The organism is Sapientia aquatica, from assembly GCF_004358105.1.
GTDB lineage: Bacteria > Pseudomonadota > Gammaproteobacteria > Burkholderiales > Burkholderiaceae_D > Solimicrobium > Solimicrobium aquaticum.
The window spans coordinates 1-21629 of record NZ_SMYL01000021.1 but is presented as its reverse complement, the minus strand read 5'-3'; the positions used below and the strand labels follow the sequence as shown (position 1 = coordinate 21629).

Genomic DNA, 21629 nt, shown 5'->3' with positions numbered 1-21629 from the left:
CGCCAAATTTCTTCGACAATACGGTAGCAATCGCTGCTGTCAATGTTGTTTTACCATGATCAACGTGGCCAATTGTGCCCACATTCACGTGCGGCTTGGTCCGCTCAAACTTGCTTTTTGCCATTTTATTCTTCCTTCAAAAAGAACGATTAGTGCTTAATTGATTTGTTTAGCTGCGTTTGTTTTTTTACAAAACAAACGCAGCAACAAGACTAAATTTAATCAGTGAACCCAGTATTTTACAGGATTACTTCGCTTTTGCTGTAACGATTGCGTCGATAACGTTTTTAGGCGCTTCCGAGTAGTGCTTGAATTCCATCGTGTAAGTTGCGCGACCTTGGGTTGCTGAACGCAACGAAGTCGAGTAACCAAACATTTCTGACAATGGAACTTCAGCTTTAATGATCTTGCCGCCGCCACCTGGAATCTCGTCCATACCTTGAACCATACCGCGACGTGATGACAAGTCACCCATTACAGTACCAGCGTAGTCTTCTGGAGTCTCAACTTCAACCGACATCATTGGTTCCAAAATAACTGGACTTGCTTTGCGGCAGCCGTCTTTAAACGCCATCGAACCAGCCATACGGAACGCGTTTTCGTTCGAGTCAACGTCATGGTATGAACCGAAGAACAAGGTAACTTTAACGTCAACTACTGGGTAACCAGCCATCACGCCAGAGTTCAATGTTTCACGAACACCTTTTTCAACCGCAGGGATATATTCACGAGGAACAGTACCGCCTTTGATCGCATCAACGAATTCGAAACCTTTACCAGCTTCTTGCGGTTCGATCTTCAATACCACGTGACCGTATTGACCACGACCACCAGATTGCTTAACGAATTTACCTTCGATTTCTTCGCAAGTTTTGCGAATAGTTTCGCGGTACGCAACTTGTGGCTTACCAACTGTCGCTTCCACGCCAAATTCACGCTTCATACGATCAACGATAATTTCCAAGTGCAACTCGCCCATACCACCGATAATTGTTTGGCCAGATTCTTCATCCGTTTTAACGCGGAATGATGGATCTTCTTGCGCCAAGCGATTCAACGCCAAGCCCATTTTCTCTTGGTCGGCCTTGGTTTTTGGCTCAACAGCTTGAGAAATAACTGGCTCAGGGAATACCATGCGCTCCAAAGTAATGATTGATGATGGATCGCACAATGTTTCACCAGTTGTCGCTTCTTTCAAACCAACAGCAGCGGCGATATCACCAGCGTTAACTTCTTTAATTTCTTCACGTTGGTTAGCGTGCATCTGCAAAATACGACCTAAACGTTCTTTCTTGTTTTTGTTCGGATTAAATACAGTGTCGCCGGACTTAACGGAACCTGAGTACACACGGAAGAAAATCAATTGACCAACAAACGGATCGGTCATGATCTTAAATGCTAAAGCAGAGAATTTCTCTGTGTCTTCAGCTTTACGTGACGTTGGCTCATCGTGCTCATCCACACCAGTCACCGCAGGGATATCTACTGGTGATGGCAAGTATTCGATAACCGCATCCAACATGGCTTGAACGCCTTTGTTTTTGAACGCAGTTCCGCACATCATTGGAACGATTTCCGCCGCAATGGTACGAGCGCGCAGTGCTTGCTTGATTTCAGCTTCCGACAAATCACCTTCTTCAAGGTATTTGTTCATCAATTCTTCTGTGTATTCAGCAGCAACTTCAACCATTTTTTCACGCCATTCGGCTGCTTGCGCTTGCAATTCAGCAGGAATATCGCGGTAGTCAAACTTCATACCTTGGGTTGAGTCATCCCAGTACACCGCTTTCATCTTGACCAAATCAACGACGCCCAAGAAGTTTTCTTCGGAGCCGATAGGGATTTGAATCAAGACTGGATTCGCTTTCAAACGAGCGCGCATTTGATCGTAAACTTTGAAGAAGTTCGCGCCAGTACGGTCCATTTTGTTAACGAAAGCCAAACGTGGAACTTTGTATTTGTTCGCTTGACGCCATACAGTTTCTGATTGTGGCTGAACACCACCCACAGCGCAGTAAACCATGCAAGCACCGTCAAGTACGCGCATCGAACGCTCAACTTCAATAGTGAAGTCAACGTGGCCCGGAGTATCAATAATATTAATATGATGCTCAGGGAAGTTGTTCGCCATACCTTTCCAGAAGCAGGTCGTCGCAGCGGAAGTAATAGTAATACCGCGCTCTTGCTCTTGCTCCATCCAGTCCATGGTGGCGGCACCATCATGCACTTCACCAATCTTGTGATTTACACCGGTGTAAAACAAAACACGCTCAGTGGTCGTCGTTTTACCAGCATCAATGTGTGCTGAAATACCGATATTACGGTAGCGTTCAATAGGGGTCTTGCGGGCCATAATCAATCCTAATTCTTATAATGGACAAAACCGAGCATCTGTTTTCACGATACTCGGTTTGATTCAAAAATACTTCACGAGGTATCTGCACCTAACTAAAGCACAGCACACCCTCGATATTCCCTAATTAGAAGCGGAAATGCGAGAATGCCTTATTCGCTTCAGCCATACGATGAACTTCATCGCGTTTTTTCATTGCACCGCCACGACCTTCAGCGGCTTCTAACAATTCACCAGCCAAACGTTGCGGCATGGATTTTTCGCTGCGCTTGTTAGCTGCTTCACGCAACCAACGCATCGACAAAGCCAAACGACGAACTGGACGAACTTCAACTGGAACTTGGTAGTTAGCGCCACCAACACGGCGGGATTTAACCTCAACCAGTGGTTTGCAGTTACCAATTGCAGATGCAAACACTTCCAGTGGATCTTTACCAGACTTAGTCTGGATGTGATCAAACGCACCGTAAATAATGCCTTCTGCTACAGATTTTTTACCTGACAACATTAAAACGTTGACAAATTTTGCGACTTCTACGTTACCGAATTTTGGATCCGGCAAAATATCGCGTTTCGGGACTTCACGACGACGTGGCATTTCATTTCCTTTCGATCTTCAGTTGAGTCAGTAGATGTTTAACTCTCTACATCCTCGCGGTGAGCCATCATAGCCCGCCACTTACTCGGTTCAGATACAACCGACACCCATACCAAATATGAACTTACAAGTTAATTTACAGCAAAATTACTACGAGATAATTTCAAGAAATTATTTCTTAGCAGCTTTTGCACGCTTCGAACCGTATTTGGAACGAGCTTGTTTACGGTCTTTAACGCCTTGAGTATCCAATGCGCCGCGAACCATGTGGTAACGCACACCCGGCAAATCCTTAACACGACCACCGCGCAATAAAACCACGCTATGCTCTTGCAAGTTATGGCCTTCACCGCCGATATACGAAATAACTTCGAAACCGTTGGTTAAGCGTACTTTGGCAACTTTACGTAAAGCCGAGTTAGGCTTTTTTGGAGTTGTTGTATAAACGCGAGTGCAAACTCCACGTTTTTGCGGGCTGTTTTCCAGCGCCGGCGATTTGCTCTTCACGCGTACTGAAACACGTGGTTGGCGAATCAATTGATTGATGGTTGGCATCGTTATAAACCCAACATAAATAAGACTACATAAAACAAAGCCCGGAAACGATTGCCCGGGGACTAATCAATCTCTCGCACACTGTGCGGGTAGCTTCAACTTCAACTTACTTCTCTCTGAATTTGCTCAAAATTGCTCAAAAATTAATCAACATGGAAGCGGATTTATATTTTAGCGCACGAAAGAAACAAAATCGAGAACTCGCAAGTTTAAACTTGGATTGGAAGCACGTCAATCAATTTCACCGATTCTTCCCAAAAACTCAGCATGAAACCGACATTTTTACTTGCTTTAATTCATTTTTTTGTGAAAGATGCGACTCGTTCACCGTTACTTTTCCAATTTGCTTTACTTAATGTTAAAAAAATTACTCCAACGCCGGCAGTATAGTTTTTTGCTCGGCTCGTATTTGCTCATTTCCGCCGTTCCGTTTTTTCCGCTGATGCTGGGTCGTCCGGTCGAACATGCCAACTTAATTGTCGCGCTAGAACTATTTTTTTGGCTGTTATTGTGGAGCTTATTTAAACGACCACGTAATTTCCATTGGTTGTTGCTGCCGGTGTTTCTGGCGCTGCCCATTGAAATTTACTTGCAGATTTTTTTTATGCAAGGTATTTCACCGCATCACTTAGGGTTAATTATCGAAACTAGTCCGAAGGAAGCTGTCGAGTTTTTGGGCAAGAAGACGCTGCTCCTAATTTTGATCGAAACAGCCATTTTGGGATGGTGGTATTTCGTCAATCGCGCAGGCAAATCAATCTTGGTATGGACGCACGCAAGCCGTTGGCTGGGCTTGGCAATTTGCCTCTTTTGTATCGCTTTGTTTGTCTATGGCGAAGAGTTTGGCTATCAGCAAGCACAACATTCGGTGCTGGCCAACGCCGCTGATGACGGCAACGATGACGAGGCTTCAACTACTGCGCCCACGCCAACACGGTTTCATGAACTCACCTCGGCGCTTCAAGGAAAAGTTCCCTCTTTGCCCAGTTGGTTCGAAACTCCCGTTGATAAAAAAATAGTCGCGCGAACGTGGCCGTTTGGCTTTGCTGTCAATGTCGCCGACTTTTTGTACGAGCGACATTATTTAAGCGTATTAGCTGAGAAAAGTAGCGCGTTTACATTTGGCGCCACGTCGGACACCACGCCCAAAACTATTGTTGTCATCATTGGTGAATCATCGCGCTTTGATCGTTGGAGCTTAAACGGGTACGGGCGCGATACGACGCCGCTACTTAAGTCCGAAGCTAACTTGGTTGCGCTCAGTGACATCATTAGCCCGGTTGCAGCGACCCGCCTTTCGGTTCCTGTCATTGTGTCGCGCAAACCGGCCATGCAAAGTCTGAAGGCGGGATTTTCGGAGAAGTCGTTTCTGTCTGCGTTCAAAGAAGCAGGCTTTAAAACCTATTGGATTTCGAACCAAATGTCGTTCGGTGAATTTGATACGCCGGTATCCGTCTTTGCCAAAGAGGCCGACGTGACCGAGTTCTTAAATCTGGGTGGCTTCACCAATAGTTCTAGCCTTGATCAAGTGATGTTAGACCCGTTGGAGCGAGCATTGAAGGATGCAAGTCTAAAGAAGTTAATCGTGCTGCATTCCATAGGCAATCATTGGAATTACAGCCACCGTCACGCGCCGGAATTTAATCGGTGGACACCGTCACTCACTGGCGAGACTGACCCCGATTACGACGACCGCGCTATCAAGCAGCAGATGAACAATAGCTACGATAATTCGGTGCTGTACACCGATTGGTTTTTAACCCAGGCGATACACAAACTGAAAGCGCAAAACATCATTAGCGCACTGATCTATGTTTCCGACCACGGGCAAACGCTGTACGACGGTGCCTGCGAGTTGGCCTTTCATGGACACAATACACAGTACGAATTTCATATCCCTGCGTTCCTGTGGTATTCGAACGATTACGCCGAACAGTTTCCCGACAAAGTGGCGCAATTAAAGCAGCATCGGCACGCAAAATTATCGACCGAAAACATCTTTCACTCTGTACTCGACGTGGCTGACGTTCATTATCCCAGCGAGCAATTGGAGCGCAGTATCGTGAGTGCCAAATTAACGGCGCATAAACGCTACGTCGATAGCTACGGCTGGACTAATTACGATGACGCGCATTTGCAAGGCGACTGTCATGAGGTGATCGATAATCACAAGCCGTTGCCGCGCGATGAATGAAGCGATAACGGCGATGATTTAAGAACTGTGCTCGGCACTAGATCGGATTCACTGAGGCGAAATAATTTCCTTCACGATGTTATCCGTCCATTTATCAACCACCGGCCTTAGCGCATCGATGTTGGCTTGCAGTTTCGCGTCGCCGGTGCGTCCGATGTTCTTGCCGGCAGTGTGATGAATCGCTTCAAAAACCGGCTCATGCGTTTTGGCGTCGCGCATCATCATCTCCAACGTCACCACCACTTGCTGCTGTTTTCCCATTGCCGCATCTTTGAGTGGCTTGGTTACCAAACGCAGCGGAATGTAATCAATCACATCGCGACTCGCATCGATCGTTTTGGCTCCCGTGGCAGCGATTTGAACAATGGTGTCGGCTTCTTCGAGCGTATTTACCAGCGTGGCTTTGCCGGCTAATTTTTTACGCAAGACTTCATCTAGCTTGCTCAACATCGCATCTACTGTGGCACGGTCGATGACATCGAATTCTTTGTTTTCTGGAAAAGTGGTCAGCGGCAGGAAATAGATTTTGCCTACTTTTCGCTTCGTGGTCGCTGGCGCGGAATAATGAAAATAGTTGTCGCTGGAACGCGGATCAGGCACGAGCTTGTCGTAATGGCTTAAGAAGCCGCTCGGAATGACTGCGTTATTGCCTTGCGCGAAAATCAACGGTGAAATCGCAACGGCTGCTATGAGCAATACAATTTTCCTCATGTCTCATCCCCATGTAAATGTAATCAACACAGCGCGAACTAATTCGATGCAAGCGATCTTTAAATGTAATTAATTACTGAGCTAGCGACCACAATTTTTCACGCATCGATATAACGCAAAAAAGGCGAACATTAACTTCGCCTTTTTTGCTTGTTACCTGTTTAACGAGCTGCGATCACCAAACCTGCAGGCAATCACAACGCGGTTTTCCTTACCAAATAATCACGCGATCTTTTGGCGCCAAGAACATCTTATCGCTAGGCTTCACATCAAAGGCTTTGTAGAAATCCGGTTGATTACGCACGGTTCCATTGGCGCGGAATTCGGCTGGCGAATGTGGATCGGTTTTCAACAATACCAAGGTGATTTCATCGCGCGCCTTCATTTGCCACACTTGTGCGAAGCCGATGTAGAAGCGCTGCTCGCCGGTGTAACCGTCAATAACAGGAGACGGTTTGCCATTCAAAGTCATGCGATACGCTTTCATCGCAATCGCTAAACCAGAGTTGTCGGCAATGTTTTCACCCAAGGTTAATTCGCCATTCACGTTGTAGCCTTTTAATGGGCTAAAGGCGTTGTACTGCTTGACTAACGCGGCGGTCTTTACTGCAAACTTTTTATGATCTTGTTTCGTCCACCAATCACGCAAATTACCTTTCTCATCGAACTGGCTACCTTCATCGTCAAACGCATGGCTGATTTCATGGCCGATGACCGCACCAATACCACCGTAATTGACCGCATCGTCGGCGTCCGGATTAAAGAATGGTGGGCGCAAAATCGCCGCTGGGAAGGTGATGTCGTTCATCTGCGGATTGTACTGCGCGTTCACCGTTTGCGGCGTCATGCCCCACTCTTCGCGGTCTACTGGGTGACCTAAACGATTGATGTCGTAGTCGGTGGAATATTCGTTAGCGCGCATCGCGTTACCGATTAAATCATCCTTCTTAATCGTTAACGCCGAATAGTCACGCCACTTGGCTGGGTAGGCGATTTTGGTGACCATGGTGGACAATTTTAACTGCGCTTGCTTCTTGGTCGCTGGCGTCATCCAATCGAGTTTTTCGATGCTGTGTTTGTAGGCGACCAATAAATTGCTGACCAATTTTTCCATGCGGGCTTTATGCTCTGGTGGAAAATATTTGGCGGCGTAGTAACGGCCTAAGGCCTCGCCCAAATCGCCATTGACCTCGTCAATCGCGCGTTTCCAGCGGGCTTTGTGTTCTGGCGTTCCTTGCAGAATCGTGCCGTTGAATGCGAAGTTTTCATCGTCGAAAGCTTTCGGTAAGTAGCTAGCATAGCCATTCAACACTTGCCATTTGAAGTAAGTTTTCCACGCGTCCAATGGTTGCTCTTGGACGACTTTAGCAAAGCCGGTAAAGAAACTCGGTTGGCCCGCATTGACAACGCTGATTTTGCCGTCAACACCATACGCTTTGAAGTAAGCCGCAAAGTCATAACCAGGAGTTAGCGCCGCGAGCTTGCTTAGTTCGAGTTTGTTATAGGTTTTGATTGGGTCGCGCAATTCAACCTTGGTCCATTGCACTTGCGCTAAGGCGGTTTCCAATTTCAAAATCACTTGGGCGCTCTCGGCGGCGTTTTTGTCACCAGCCAAGGTGAGCATTTTTTCCACATGCTTTACGTAAGCGTCGCGCGTGGATTTCAACTTAGCGTCTTCGTCTAGCAGATAGTAATCACGATCAGGTAAGCTCAAGCCACTTTGGCCCATGGAGGCGATGTATTCAGTCGAGTTTTTGGCGTCTTGGCCAATGCCGAATGAATAGGGCGCGTTAATTCCCAAGCGGTTAAAACGTGCGATCAAGGCGGGCAATTGCGATTTGTCAGTTAGCGCATCGACTTGAGCAAATAGACCTTCTAGTGGCTTCAAGGCTAATGCATCAATGGTGGCGGTGTCTAAATAGCTGGTGTATAGGTCGATGATTTTTTGAGCATCGGCGTCAGTCGCGCTGCTGGAATTTTTGACTAAGCTGTCGATTAAGCTTTGCAATTGCGGTTGTACATCTTCGTCCAATTGCACAAACGAGCCCCACATGGATTTATCTGCTGGGATTGTTTCGTTCTTTAACCATGTGCCGTTGACGTGTTGAAAGAAGTCATCTTGGATGCGGACGGATTTGTCTTCACTTGCCTTGGATATCCCCGATTGCATCGCAGTTGGCGCCACAGTCGCTGTGGTTTCGGCTGCAAATAGCGTGACGCTGGATAAACTCAATGCTAATACTGTCAATGTAAAGCCAGTATTGAGGGTGGTGTGGATACGTTTCATTCTCTTCCTTTTGTCTAAAAATAGCGTTTGGCTGATGGCCGAAGTTGCTATATGCCTTGGGGTGAACTACGTTTAATTTTTATCGATAATTATTATAAAACAGTAAAATTACAGGTATTGAATTGTTGCTGTCAATCAAATTCTGATTAAGATTTTGCTTTGTGTTGTTATCGCTGAGAATCATTTTAGACATAAAAAAAGCGACCCCATTTCTGAGGTCGCTTCGCATTTGCTACTGGATTAACTTAAGCGGTGATTACTCGTCGCTGTCAGTAACTTCCGTTGTGCTAGTGGCTTCTACATTGGTCGCAAAAGCTGCTTTTTCTGCTTGCAACATCGCGTTACGCTCATCGGCCTCCCAAGTTTCTTTCAACTTACGAGCACGGTGGTAAGCCAAACCTGTACCGGCTGGAATCAAACGTCCAACGATGACGTTTTCTTTCAAGCCACGCAAGCTGTCTTGTTTGCCCATAATCGCTGCTTCGGTCAGAACGCGGGTTGTTTCTTGGAACGACGCGGCTGAGATGAAGGAGTCAGTAGACAACGATGCTTTGGTAATACCGAGCAAGATATTTTCATAGGTTGCAGGGATCTTACCTTCGGCGATTACGCGATCGTTTTCATCCAACAATTCGGAACGTTCAACTTGTTCACCAACGATGTAGTTCGCATCGCCTGGGTTCACAACAGTTACGCGACGCAGCATTTGACGCACAATAACTTCGATGTGCTTGTCATTGATCTTAACGCCTTGCAAACGGTACACGTCTTGAACTTCTTCAACGATGTAACGCGCTAACGCTTCGATACCCAATAAGCGCAGAATGTCTTGTGGGTCACGTGGGCCGTCAACAATCATTTCACCTTTGTTGACCACTTGACCGTCATGCACCAATACTTGTTTTTCTTTAGCGATTAAGAATTCGTGTTTTTCACCATCTAAATCGGTAATTTCCAAACGTTGCTTACCTTTGGTTTCTTTACCAAAGGCAACCGTACCTGTGACTTCGGCCAACACGCCAGCGTCTTTTGGTGAACGCGCTTCGAACAACTCAGCAACACGCGGCAGACCCCCGGTAATATCACGAGTTTTTTGTGATTCAGTCGGGATACGCGCCAAGACTTCACCAACGTGAACTTGTTGTCCGTCTTTTACCATCAACAAAGCACCAGGCTGGAAGCTGATCGTCACGGCGTGCTCTGTGCCAGCGATCTTGACTTCTTGGCCTTGTTCGTTCAACAGTTTGACTTGTGGACGCAACAGTTTTGTTGCGACACCGCGGCGTTTTGCATCGATTGCGACCAAAGTGGACAAGCCGGTAACTTCATCAACTTGTTTAGCAACGGTGACGCCTTCTTCGACGTTTTCAAACTTAACTTGACCGGTGTATTCGGTAATGATCGGACGAGTCAACGGATCCCAAGTCGCCAAGACGATACCAGCTTTGATCACCATACCGTCAGTCACAACTAAGGTTGCACCGTACGGTACTTTATGACGTTCACGTTCACGACCGTGATCGTCTGTAATCAAGACTTCACCAGAACGGGAAATAACGATCAAATCGCCTTTGCCGTTAGTGACATAACGCATTGTTGCGGTAAAGCGGATCGTACCGTTGGACTTCGCTTCGATGGCTGACGCAACCGCTGCACGAGAAGCCGCACCACCAATGTGGAACGTACGCATGGTCAACTGTGTACCAGGTTCACCGATGGACTGCGCAGCGATAACACCAACAGCTTCACCCGCATTAACCATCTGGCCGCGACCTAAGTCACGTCCGTAGCACATGGCGCACAGACCGTAGCGTGTGTCGCAGGTCAACGGTGTACGTACTTTAACTTCGTCGATACCTAAGCGTTCGATTTCTTCAACTTGGTCTTCGCCCAGCAATGTGCCAGCGGCGTAGAGCGTTTCTTGTGTATCTGGGTTGACGACATCTAACGCTGTGACGCGACCTAAAATCAATTCGCGCAATGGCTCGATAACTTCACCACCTTCAACCAGTGCTTTCATTGAAGCGCCGTTTGATGTGCCGCAATCATCTTCGATTACAACCAGATCTTGAGTAACGTCAACCAGACGACGAGTCAAATAACCTGAGTTCGCTGTTTTCAACGCAGTATCGGCCAAACCTTTACGTGCACCGTGAGTTGAAATGAAGTACTGCAACACGTTCAGACCTTCGCGGAAGTTCGCGGTAATCGGAGTTTCGATAATCGAACCATCCGGTTTGGCCATCAAGCCCCGCATACCTGCCAACTGACGAATCTGCGCTGCAGATCCACGCGCACCGGAGTCGGCCATCATGTAAATCGCGTTGAACGATTCTTGTGTGCCAGTTGTGCCGTCGCGATTAACGACGTCTTCAACTTTCAGACGTTCCATCATCGCCTTACCGACGTCGTCACCGGTTTTACCCCAGATATCAACAACCTTGTTGTAACGCTCGCCGGCAGTAACCAGACCGGATGCGTATTGCTGTTCGATCTGTTTAACTTCTTTTTCAGCCGCAGCGATCAGCGTGACTTTTTGTGGCGGTACCAACATGTCATCGATACAGATAGAGATACCTGCACGAGTCGCTAAGCGGAAACCAGATTGCATCAATTTATCCGCGAAAACGACCGTTGCACGCAGACCGCATTTACGGAATGAAGTGTTGATCAGTTTTGAAATTTCTTTCTTCTTCAGGGCGCGATTCAAGACGCTGAATGGCAAACCTTTAGGCAGAATTTCGGACAAAATTGCGCGACCGATAGTGGTTTCGTAACGAGTTACTGTTTTTTCAAATTCGCCTGTTTCCAGATTTTTTGGGTATTCAGTAATACGTACGGTAATACGTGTTGTGAGTTCCACTTCTTTGTTGTCGTAAGCACGAATCACTTCGGACACATCAGGGAACATCATCCCTTCGTTCTTACCATTGATTTTTTCGCGAGTAGCGTAGTACAGACCCAACACGATATCTTGGGAAGGTACGATCGATGGTTCGCCGTTAGATGGGAACAAAATGTTGTTCGAAGCCAGCATCAAGGTGCGGGCTTCCATTTGTGCTTCGACTGACAGAGGAACGTGAACCGCCATTTGATCGCCGTCGAAGTCGGCATTGAATGCCGCGCAGACTAACGGGTGCAATTGGATCGCTTTACCTTCGATCAGAACTGGCTCAAACGCTTGAATACCTAAACGATGCAAGGTCGGCGCGCGGTTCAACATCACCGGATGCTCTTTAATCACATCTTCCAAGATATCCCAAACGATAGGCTCTTGGATTTCAACTAATTTTTTCGCTGCTTTGATCGTTGTGGCTAAACCCATCAATTCCAATTTATTGAAAATGAATGGTTTGAACAATTCCAAAGCCATCAATTTTGGCAAGCCGCATTGATGCAATTTGAGCTGTGGACCAACCACGATAACCGAACGACCTGAGTAATCGACGCGCTTACCCAACAAGTTCTGACGGAAACGACCGCCCTTACCTTTGATCATTTCAGCCAATGATTTCAATGGACGCTTGTTCGCGCCAGTCATGGCTTTACCGCGACGACCATTGTCTAGCAATGAATCGACGGCTTCTTGCAACATACGTTTTTCGTTGCGGGTGATGATTTCCGGCGCGCGGAGTTCCATCAAACGCTTCAAACGGTTGTTACGGTTAATTACGCGGCGATATAAATCGTTCAGATCGGACGTGGCGAAACGACCGCCGTCCAAAGGTACCAATGGACGCAATTCGGGCGGCAACACTGGCAACACTTCCATGATCATCCAATCTGGCTTAATGCCAGAACGTTGGAACGCTTCTAGCACTTTTAAGCGCTTAGCGTATTTTTTGATCTTAGCTTCGGATTTGGATTCTTTCAGTTCTACGCGCAACGCTTCGGCGTCGCGGTCGATGTCGATCGAGCGCAACAATTCACGGATACCTTCGGCGCCCATGAATGCAGTGAATTCATCGCCGTGCTCTTCGTACTTAGCCGCGTAATCGTCTTCCGACATGATCTGGCATTTTTTCAGCGGAGTCATGCCAGGATCGGTCACAACGTAGGCTTCAAAATACAAAACGCGTTCGATATCGCGCAACGTCATGTCCAAAACCATACCCAAACGGGAAGGCAATGATTTCAAAAACCAGATATGTGCTGTTGGGGAGGCTAATTCGATATGACCCATGCGTTCACGACGCACTTTGGTCAACGTAACTTCAACGCCGCACTTTTCGCAGATCACGCCGCGGTGTTTTAAACGTTTGTATTTACCGCATAAGCATTCGTAGTCTTTGATCGGTCCAAAGATTTTGGCGCAGAACAAACCGTCGCGCTCTGGCTTGAAGGTACGGTAGTTGATGGTTTCCGGTTTTTTAACTTCACCGTAGGACCATGAACGGATTTTTTCTGGAGAGGCGAGACCAATCTTGATCGCGTCAAATTGTTCATTTTGCTGGACTTGCTTGAATAGATCGAGCAGGGCTTTCATGTATCACTCCTGGCAAGCGTAAGAATTTCCGAAAAAATTCACGCTAGTTGGCGAAAAAGCGCGGTGTTCAAAGGTTGTCGTCTTACCCTGTTCGCAGTGACGGGAGAGCCTGGCCGCTTGGCGCAAGTTCCATCACTACCGGGAACGATACACAATTAACACTACCACTTTCTGAACGACCATCGCCCGAAGTAAATTCGGGCGATGGTGTTGTTACTTTTACTGCTTAAAACTTACTGATATCGGCTATCAAATTAACCGCGTTCTAGATCGATGTCGATACCTAATGAACGGATCTCTTTGACCAACACGTTGAACGACTCTGGCATACCTGCATCGATGACGTGATCGCCTTTGACCAGATTTTCGTAGACTTTAGTACGTCCGTTTACGTCATCTGATTTAACCGTCAACATCTCTTGCAAGACATACGCCGCGCCGTACGCTTCGAGTGCCCAAACCTCCATCTCACCGAAACGCTGACCACCGAACTGCGCTTTACCGCCCAGTGGTTGTTGGGTAACGAGAGAGTAAGGACCGGTCGAACGTGCATGCATCTTGTCGTCAACCAAATGGTGCAATTTCAGAACGTGCATATAACCGACAGTGACGTTACGCTCAAAGGATTCACCAGTGCGACCATCGTACAAGGTCACTTGGTTTTTCGATGGCGTCATGCCTAACTGTTTAGCAATGTGGTCTGGGTACGCTAAATCCAACATGCGACGGATTTCACTTTCGTGCGCGCCGTCAAACACTGGCGTTGCGAACGGAACACCGTTTTTCAAATTGTTAGCTAACTCGATAATTTCCTCATCGGAGAAATTATCCAAGTCTTCTTTTTTGCCGGATTCGTTATAAATCGACGCCAAGAATTTGCGCAGTTCTTGAATTGCAGTATGGGCTTTCAACATTTCGCCGATACGCAAACCGAGACCTTTAGCAGCCCAACCCAAATGCACTTCCAACACCTGACCCACGTTCATACGTGAAGGAACACCTAGTGGGTTCAATACCACGTCGGCTGGTGTACCGTCGGCCATGTATGGCATATCTTCAATCGGAACAATGCGTGAAACCACACCTTTGTTACCGTGACGACCCGCCATTTTGTCACCAGGTTGCAAGCGACGTTTAACAGCCAAATACACTTTGACCATTTTTTGTACACCTGGTGGCAACTCATCGCCTTGAGTCAATTTAGTACGTTTTTCTTCGAACGCTAAGTCGAACTGATGGCGTTTTTCAGCGATAGAATCTTTGATCGCTTCCAATGCGGCAGCAGCATCGTCGTCGGCTGGGCGAATATCGAACCAGTGATGGCGATCTAAATCAGCTAGGTAAGCCTTGTCGATCACAGTGCCTTTGGCCAATTTCTTAGGGCCGCCGTTAGCGATTTTGCCGATCAACATACGTTCTAAACGTTCAAATGCATCGCCTTCAACAATACGCATCTGATCGTTCAAATCTAAGCGATAACGTTTTAATTCGTCGTCGATAATTTGTTGAGCGCGCTTGTCACGAGCAATACCTTCGCGAGTAAAGACTTGAACGTCGATAACTGTACCAACCATGCCGGAAGGAACGCGTAACGAAGTGTCTTTAACGTCGGATGCTTTTTCACCGAAAATAGCGCGTAATAATTTTTCTTCTGGAGTTAATTGTGTTTCACCTTTTGGTGTCACTTTACCGACCAGAGTGTCGCCTGCTGTCACTTCAGCACCGATGTAGACGATACCTGCTTCGTCCAAACGGGCTAATTGATTTTCAGCCAAGTTCGAGATATCACGTGTGATTTCTTCGGCGCCCAACTTAGTATCACGAGCAACAACGGACAATTCTTCAATATGAATCGATGTGTAGCGATCATCAGCAACGACTTTTTCTGAGATCAAGATCGAATCTTCAAAGTTATAACCGTTCCATGGCATAAACGCGACCAGCATGTTTTGACCTAAAGCCAATTCACCCAAATCGGTTGATGCGCCATCGGCCAATACGTCACCTTTTGCCACGATATCGCCAACTTTGACGATAGGACGTTGGTTGATATTGGTGTTTTGGTTAGAACGTGTGTACTTAATCAGATTGTAGATATCCACACCGACGTCGCCAGCAGTTGCTTCGGCGTCGTTGACACGAATAACAATACGACCTGCATCGATGTAATCAACTTTACCGCCACGCAGTGCTTGAACTGTTGTACCGGAATCGACCGCAACGGTGCGCTCAATACCTGTACCGACGAATGCTTTTTCTGGACGCAAGCAAGGAACAGCTTGACGTTGCATGTTGGCACCCATCAACGCACGGTTCGCATCATCGTGTTCCAAGAATGGAATCAACGATGCCGCAACGGACACAACCTGACCGGTCGCCACGTCCATATACTGAACGCGTTCTGGAGTGACCAAAATCGTTTCGCCCGCTTCACGCGACGATACCAACTCATCGCTCAACTTACCGTCAGCATCAATCGTCGCATTCGCCTGAGCGATGATGTAACGACCTTCTTCGATAGCGGACAAGTAATCGATTTGATTCGTGATCTTGCTATCGACGACTTTGCGATATGGGGTTTCTAAGAAACCGTATTCATTCAAACGTGCGTACAACGCTAAGGAGTTGATCAAACCAATGTTTGGTCCCTCTGGCGTTTCAATCGGGCACACACGACCGTAGTGAGTTGGATGAACGTCACGCACTTCAAAGCCAGCGCGTTCACGAGTCAAACCACCAGGTCCTAAAGCAGAGATACGACGCTTGTGCGTAATCTCGGACAATGGGTTGGTTTGATCCATAAATTGCGACAATTGTGATGAACCGAAGAACTCACGAATCGCTGCGGAGATAGGCTTAGAGTTAATCAAATCATGCGGCATCAAATTATCTGCTTCCGCTTGACCTAAACGCTCTTTAACAGCACGTTCCACACGCACTAAACCGGCGCGGAACTGATTTTCTGCCAATTCACCGACACAACGTACACGACGATTACCTAAGTGATCGATATCATCGACTTCGCCGCGACCGTTACGCAATTCGACCAAGATCTTAATCACAGCCAACACATCGTCATTCGACAATGTCATTGCGCCGGTCAATTCTTCGCGGCCAATACGTCGGTTGAATTTCATACGACCAACAGCGGACAAATCGTAACGATCTGCGTTGTAGAACAAGCCGTTGAACAAGGCTTCAACTGAATCTTCAGTTGGTGGTTCGCCAGGACGCATCATGCGGTAGATGGCCACTTTGGCTGACATTTGATCAGCGGTGTCATCGGAGCGCAATGTGTTAGAAATGTAGCCACCTTGATCCAAATCGTTGATGTACAACGTTTGGATGTTGGTGACGTTGGCGGTGCGCAAACGAGCTAACAATTCTTCGGTCAATTCGTCATTGGCGTTAGCGATGACTTCACCGGTTTCGGTGTCAACTGCGTTTTTCGCCAATACGCGACCCAACAAATAATCTTCTGGAACAGAAATATTATTGATTTTTGCCGCTTCGATATCACGGATATGGCGGCTGTTGATACGCTTGTCTTTAGCAACGATTACTTTGCCGGACTTATCAGCGATATCAAAACGCGCTACTTCGCCGCGCAGGTGTTCTGCGACGAATTCCATTTCTGCGCCTTCGCGATGCAGAATGAAATTATCAAAGACGAAGAAGTTAGCCAGGATTTGTTCGTTGTTCATTCCGATTGCTTTGAGCAAAATCGTGACCGGCATCTTACGACGACGATCGACGCGGAAGAACAGAATATCTTTAGGATCGAATTCGAAATCGAGCCATGAACCACGGTAAGGAATAATCCGCGCTGAGAACAGCAATTTACCGGATGAATGTGTTTTGCCGCGATCATGTTCAAAGAACACACCAGGTGAGCGGTGTAACTGAGAAACGATCACACGCTCAGTACCATTGATAACAAAGGAACCCGTCGTGGTCATGAGCGGCAATTCGCCCATATACACTTCTTGTTCTTTCATTTCTTTGACGACTGGCTTAGTTGGCGACTCTTTATCCAAAATCACCAGACGCACTTTGGCACGCAATGGCGATGCATAAGTCAAACCACGCTGTTGACATTCTTTAACGTCAAAAGCTGGGTCGCCTAATACATAGGATAAAAACTCGAGACGCGCGAAACCATTGTGCGAAACGATAGGAAAAATAGACGAAAAGGCGGACTGCAAACCTTCGTTTTTACGCTGGGACGGTGCTAAGTCTTGCTGCAAAAAGTCTAAGTAGGATTCGAGCTGAGTAGCCAGCAAGAAAGGAACGTTGTGAACGTTGGCGCGTTTCGCAAAAGATTTACGAATACGCTTCTTCTCAGTAAATGAGTAGTGCATGAACACTCCGTGAGTGACAGGGAAAGATAGAGAATTCAAGTTTCAACAGATTATTCTGTACGGCCATGAAACTTCAAGTCTTTATCCTTCGTGCTGTATGTTGAAAAATTACAACTAACATCAACAACCGAAAACGACAATCGGAACCCTCTCTTTCGAGAGGATTCCAACTTTACTTTTTGACGAACTTGCGTTCGCCAAAGTAAGACACGATTACTTAATATCTGCTTTCGCGCCAGCTTCTTCCAATTTCTTCTTAGCTGCTTCAGCGTCTGCTTTAGATACGCCTTCTTTAACAGCTTTTGGTGCGCCATCAACTACGTCTTTAGCTTCTTTCAAGCCTAAACCAGTCAATTCACGAACCGCTTTAATTACGCCAACTTTGTTCGCGCCAACTTCAGCCAGAATTACGTTGAATTCTGTTTGCTCTTCAGCAGCGGCTGCGCCACCACCAGCTGCTGGGCCTGCTACTGCCATTGCTGCAGCGGAAACGCCAAATTTTTCTTCGAAAGCTTTAACTAAGTCGTTTAAGTCCATTACAGACATCGCGCCTACTGCTTCCAAGATATCGTCTTTGCTAATTGCCATTTGAAACTCCTAAATTTTTTCAGTAATTACATCTATTCGGTATTTGACTTAGAAATCAGATTACTCAGCTGCTACAGCGGCTGGAGCATCGGATCCTTTTTTGGCTGACAATGCAGCCAAGCCACGCGCAAAACCAGAAACCGGTGCCAACATAACGCCCAACAACTGCGCCAATAAGACTTCACGGGCTGGAATGCTAGCCAATGCAGCTACACCTGCTTTATCAAGTGATTTGCCTGCATAGTTACCAGCTTTAATGACTAGTTTGTCATTGGTTTTTGCAAATTCAAATGTTACTTTTGCCGCAGCAACAGCATCATCAGAAATAGCGTAAATCAATGGACCAGTCATTTCATTACCCAAGCTAGCGAAAGCAGTGCCTTCGACAGCGCGGCGTGCTAATGTATTTTTCAATACACGTAGATAAACGCCTTGGGCACGAGCTTTGGCGCGCAATTGCGTCAAATGACCGACCTGGATGCCACGGTATTCGGCCACAACGATAGTCTGCGCCGTTGCTACTTTGGCAGAGACTTCAGCGACTACGGCCTTTTTGTCATTCAGATTGAGACTCACGGTCAACCTCCAATTATGATGCTCGGAAAATCCCTCACATCGTTTCGAACACGGCGTCCGAAGTTAGGAGTCTCTGGCTTTTACACCATGTAACTACAAAACTTGTTCGGGCACACCATCTGCGTTGGGCACATCAGTAAGCGAACTCACTTTAGTGATTACCTGAAATTTTAAGGTTTCAGCCCAACGGTCTTTGATTGTCTGGATGCAAAATGCACCCAGCCCAAAGATTTGCCATGCACGTGCGTGCATGGACTAATTTTTTACGCAGCTAAGTTTGCGTGATCAACACGTACGCCAGCACCCATAGTAGATGACATAGCGACACGGCGCAGGTATACACCTTTGCTTGATGCTGGTTTTGCTTTTTGCAAAGCATCGATCAACGCTAATAAGTTAGCTTTCAAATCAGCATCGGTAAATGATTTACGGCCGATTGTCGAATGGATAATACCGGCTTTGTCTGTACGATATTGAACTTGACCAGCTTTTGCATTCTTAACTGCATTAGCTACGTCTGGAGTTACAGTACCGACTTTTGGATTTGGCATCAAACCACGTGGACCCAGGATTTGACCCAATGTACCGACGATACGCATTGTGTCTGGAGACGCGATCACGATATCAAATGGCATGTCGCCAGCTTTGATACGCTCAGCCAAATCTTCCATACCAACTACGTCAGCACCAGCAGCTTTAGCTTGTTCTGCTTTGTCGCCAGTAGCAAACACCGCTACGCGAACAGTTTTACCCGTACCGGCTGGCAATACAACAGAACCACGAACTACTTGGTCAGATTTCTTAGGATCAACACCTAATTGAATCGCAACATCAAAAGACTCATTGAATTTAGCAGTTGCACATTCGCGAACGATAGCAACAGCATTGTCGAATGAATACACTTTAGTTGAATCAACTTTAGATTTGATCAATTTTGCGCGTTTAGATAACTTAGCCATTACACACCCTCTACCGTGATACCCATCGAACGTGCTGAACCTGCAACTGTACGCACTGCGGCGTCCATGTCTGCGGCGGTCAAATCTGCGCGTTTCAATGTAGCGATTTCTTCAGCTTGCGCACGAGTGAGCTTGCCTACTTTGTCTGTATGTGGCTTTGGTGAGCCTTTAGTGATTCCAGCTGCTTTCTTGATCAAATATGTTGCAGGAGGCGTTTTCATTACGAATGTAAACGACTTATCTGCAAATGCAGTGATCACAACAGGAATTGGCATACCTGGTTCAACACCTTGAGTCTGCGCGTTAAACGCTTTGCAGAATTCCATGATGTTCAAACCACGTTGACCCAAAGCAGGTCCGATTGGTGGGGATGGGTTTGCTTTACCAGCTGGCACTTGCAGCTTGATAAAACCAATAATTTTCTTTGCCATGATGGCTCCTTCTTAGGTTGAGTGTTAGCGCCGTTTTTGAATCTCTACCAACTAATTGGAACAAACTCAGACTGGCTCCTCCGGGTACTTCACATTGCTGTTTTCTGTTGCCAGACGCCACAGCCGGCGCACTACAAATTCTTTATACTTTTTCGACTTGACTAAAATCCAGCTCTACTGGCGTAGCGCGACCGAAAATTGTAACTGTTACGCGAACTTTGGATTTTTCGTAATTGACTTCTTCGACATTGCCGTTGAAGTCTGTGAACGGACCATCCTTGATACGAATAACTTCGCCCACTTCGTATAACACTTTTGGACGTGGTTTTTCGACACCTTCTTGCACCTGCTGCATAATTTTTGCAACTTCATGCGGTGCGATTGGCGTTGGCTTGTTTGACTTGCCGCCGATGAAACCAGTTACCTTGCTAGTATTTTTAACCAAATGCCAAGTATCGTCCGTCATTTCCATTTCAACAAATACATAACCTGGAAAGAGGCGACGCTCAGTCACTGCCTTAGTACCATTTTTAACTTCAACAACTTCTTCGCTTGGCACTAAAATTTGGCCAAACTTGTCTTGCATGCCAGCGCGCTCGATACGCTCAGTCAGTGCGCGCTGCACGCTTTTTTCCATACCGGAATAAGCATGCACAACGTACCAACGCATATTCCCAGCTGGTGCACCTGCAGCAACTGGGTTATCTGTAGCCGAGAGATTTTCACTCATTTATTTTTTCCAACTTAGAATTAAGTCATACAAGACAAATTCTAAAATTTTATCAGTGCCCCACAAGAACAACGCCATGATCACCACAAAACCAAATACTACCGCTGTGATTTGACCCGCTTCTTTACGTGTAGGCCAGACTACTTTTTTAGTCTCACGCACCGCTTCTTTACCGAACGTCAAAAAAGCCTGACCAGGCTCCGATGTCCAGACAAAAGCAATCGCCAACAACAAACCAACGACTAACGCAACAACGCGCAGAACAGATTGATCCGACAATACAAAAAACCCAACCACGCCAGCGACCAAAGCCACAACAGCAAGAGTGATTTTTAATTTATCGTTTGTTGTGCTGACAGTTTGCACAGATTGGTTTGACATACTTATATTTATCTTTCGATGCCCTGCTAGCATGACGGTGGCAGGGGCGGAGGGAATCGAACCCCCAACCTTCGGTTTTGGAGACCGACGCTCTGCCAATTGAGCTACACCCCTAAACTGAACAATTCGACACTCGCCGCGCAAACGGGGAGTGTCGTACTTTACTACTTAATTACTTATTGCGTTTTATTAAGCAATAATTTTAGCAACAACACCAGCACCTACAGTACGACCACCTTCACGAATCGCGAAGCGCAAGCCTTCTTCCATCGCGATCGGGTTAATCAACTTGACAGTGATCGAAACGTTATCGCCTGGCATGACCATTTCTTTGTCTGCTGGCAACTCGATCGAACCAGTTACGTCCGTTGTACGGAAGTAGAACTGTGGACGGTAGTTGTTGAAGAATGGTGTGTGAC

Annotated in this window: 16 protein-coding genes and 1 tRNA gene; 1 reads left to right on the top strand and 16 read right to left on the bottom strand. The window is 46.8% G+C overall.

From position 1 onward, the window contains the following. The 4 genes from E2I14_RS18675 to rpsL form a co-directional block, all read right to left on the bottom strand. The coding region (locus E2I14_RS18675) for a GTP-binding protein (RefSeq protein ID WP_227544815.1) at positions 1–124 on the bottom strand (124 nt) is incomplete at its 3' end. A 123-nt stretch (positions 125–247) separates the two neighbouring features. After that, the gene (gene fusA / locus E2I14_RS18670; protein ID WP_133331382.1) at positions 248–2353 is read right to left on the bottom strand and encodes an elongation factor G; all 2106 of its coding nucleotides are present in this window, start codon (positions 2351–2353) and stop codon (positions 248–250) included. A 127-nt stretch (positions 2354–2480) separates the two neighbouring features. Further along, a complete protein-coding gene (gene rpsG, locus E2I14_RS18665; protein ID WP_133331380.1) occupies positions 2481–2951 on the bottom strand; it encodes a 30S ribosomal protein S7 in 471 nt (156 codons plus the stop codon). Between the two features lie 171 nt (positions 2952–3122). Then, complete coding sequence (gene rpsL, locus E2I14_RS18660; protein ID WP_133331379.1) at positions 3123–3506, bottom strand: 30S ribosomal protein S12; 384 nt, start codon at positions 3504–3506, stop codon at positions 3123–3125. Positions 3507–3861: 355 nt separating this feature from the next. On the opposite strand from rpsL, the gene E2I14_RS18655 reads away from it, so the two are divergent. Further along, positions 3862–5700, top strand: coding sequence for a phosphoethanolamine transferase (locus E2I14_RS18655; protein WP_165967899.1), 1839 nt, complete (start codon positions 3862–3864; stop codon positions 5698–5700). Between the two features lie 48 nt (positions 5701–5748). Here E2I14_RS18655 and E2I14_RS18650 read toward each other — a convergent pair whose 3' ends face one another. From E2I14_RS18650 to E2I14_RS18595, 12 genes are all read right to left on the bottom strand, one after another. Further along, complete coding sequence (locus E2I14_RS18650; RefSeq protein WP_133331375.1) at positions 5749–6411, bottom strand: DUF3313 family protein; 663 nt, start codon at positions 6409–6411, stop codon at positions 5749–5751. 211 nt (positions 6412–6622) lie between these two features. Then, positions 6623–8698, bottom strand: a complete 2076-nt coding sequence (locus tag E2I14_RS18645; RefSeq protein ID WP_206105683.1) for a M13 family metallopeptidase — start codon at positions 8696–8698, stop codon at positions 6623–6625. A gap of 256 nt (positions 8699–8954) precedes the next feature. After that, positions 8955–13184 (bottom strand): DNA-directed RNA polymerase subunit beta', encoded by a 4230-nt coding sequence (gene rpoC, locus E2I14_RS18640; protein WP_133331373.1) that lies wholly within the window; start codon positions 13182–13184, stop codon positions 8955–8957. Between the two features lie 254 nt (positions 13185–13438). Next, positions 13439–17545, bottom strand: coding sequence for a DNA-directed RNA polymerase subunit beta (gene rpoB / locus E2I14_RS18635; RefSeq protein WP_133331371.1), 4107 nt, complete (start codon positions 17543–17545; stop codon positions 13439–13441). Positions 17546–17758: 213 nt separating this feature from the next. Next, positions 17759–18133 (bottom strand): 50S ribosomal protein L7/L12, encoded by a 375-nt coding sequence (gene rplL / locus E2I14_RS18630; protein ID WP_133331369.1) that lies wholly within the window; start codon positions 18131–18133, stop codon positions 17759–17761. Between the two features lie 60 nt (positions 18134–18193). Further along, the gene (rplJ, locus tag E2I14_RS18625) at positions 18194–18709 is read right to left on the bottom strand and encodes a 50S ribosomal protein L10 (protein ID WP_133331367.1); all 516 of its coding nucleotides are present in this window, start codon (positions 18707–18709) and stop codon (positions 18194–18196) included. 263 nt (positions 18710–18972) lie between these two features. After that, complete coding sequence (gene rplA / locus E2I14_RS18620; RefSeq protein ID WP_133331365.1) at positions 18973–19668, bottom strand: 50S ribosomal protein L1; 696 nt, start codon at positions 19666–19668, stop codon at positions 18973–18975. After that, positions 19668–20099, bottom strand: a complete 432-nt coding sequence (gene rplK, locus E2I14_RS18615) for a 50S ribosomal protein L11 (RefSeq protein ID WP_133331363.1) — start codon at positions 20097–20099, stop codon at positions 19668–19670. Before rplK ends, rplA begins: the two co-directional genes overlap by 1 nt. A 142-nt stretch (positions 20100–20241) precedes the next feature. Next, on the bottom strand, positions 20242–20829 hold the full coding sequence (gene nusG / locus E2I14_RS18610) for a transcription termination/antitermination protein NusG (RefSeq protein ID WP_133331361.1): 588 nt from the start codon (positions 20827–20829) through the stop codon (positions 20242–20244). Continuing rightward, positions 20830–21210: a preprotein translocase subunit SecE gene (secE, locus tag E2I14_RS18605; RefSeq protein WP_165967898.1), complete on the bottom strand. Its 381-nt coding sequence runs from the start codon at positions 21208–21210 to the stop codon at positions 20830–20832. A 38-nt stretch (positions 21211–21248) separates the two neighbouring features. After that, a tRNA-Trp gene (locus tag E2I14_RS18600) sits at positions 21249–21324 on the bottom strand. 75 nt (positions 21325–21399) lie between these two features. After that, on the bottom strand, positions 21400–21629 hold a 230-nt coding region (locus E2I14_RS18595), incomplete at its 5' end, for an EF-Tu C-terminal domain-related protein (protein ID WP_454877245.1).

Excerpts from the sequence above, each read along its gene's own strand:
- E2I14_RS18655 (WP_165967899.1), top strand. The coding sequence starts at position 3,862 with ATGTTAAAAAAATTACTCCAACGCCGGCAGTATAGTTTTTTGCTCGGC.
- rplA (WP_133331365.1), bottom strand. The coding sequence starts at position 19,668 with ATGGCTAAGTTATCTAAACGCGCAAAATTGATCAAATCTAAAGTTGAT.
- secE (WP_165967898.1), bottom strand. The coding sequence starts at position 21,210 with ATGTCAAACCAATCTGTGCAAACTGTCAGCACAACAAACGATAAATTA.
- rpsG (WP_133331380.1), bottom strand. The coding sequence starts at position 2,951 with ATGCCACGTCGTCGTGAAGTCCCGAAACGCGATATTTTGCCGGATCCA.
- rplK (WP_133331363.1), bottom strand. The coding sequence starts at position 20,099 with ATGGCAAAGAAAATTATTGGTTTTATCAAGCTGCAAGTGCCAGCTGGT.
- E2I14_RS18645 (WP_206105683.1), bottom strand. The coding sequence starts at position 8,698 with ATGAAACGTATCCACACCACCCTCAATACTGGCTTTACATTGACAGTA.
- fusA (WP_133331382.1), bottom strand. The coding sequence starts at position 2,353 with ATGGCCCGCAAGACCCCTATTGAACGCTACCGTAATATCGGTATTTCA.
- rpsL (WP_133331379.1), bottom strand. The coding sequence starts at position 3,506 with ATGCCAACCATCAATCAATTGATTCGCCAACCACGTGTTTCAGTACGC.
- rpoB (WP_133331371.1), bottom strand. The coding sequence starts at position 17,545 with ATGCACTACTCATTTACTGAGAAGAAGCGTATTCGTAAATCTTTTGCG.
- nusG (WP_133331361.1), bottom strand. The coding sequence starts at position 20,829 with ATGAGTGAAAATCTCTCGGCTACAGATAACCCAGTTGCTGCAGGTGCA.
- rpoC (WP_133331373.1), bottom strand. The coding sequence starts at position 13,184 with ATGAAAGCCCTGCTCGATCTATTCAAGCAAGTCCAGCAAAATGAACAA.
- rplL (WP_133331369.1), bottom strand. The coding sequence starts at position 18,133 with ATGGCAATTAGCAAAGACGATATCTTGGAAGCAGTAGGCGCGATGTCT.
- E2I14_RS18650 (WP_133331375.1), bottom strand. The coding sequence starts at position 6,411 with ATGAGGAAAATTGTATTGCTCATAGCAGCCGTTGCGATTTCACCGTTG.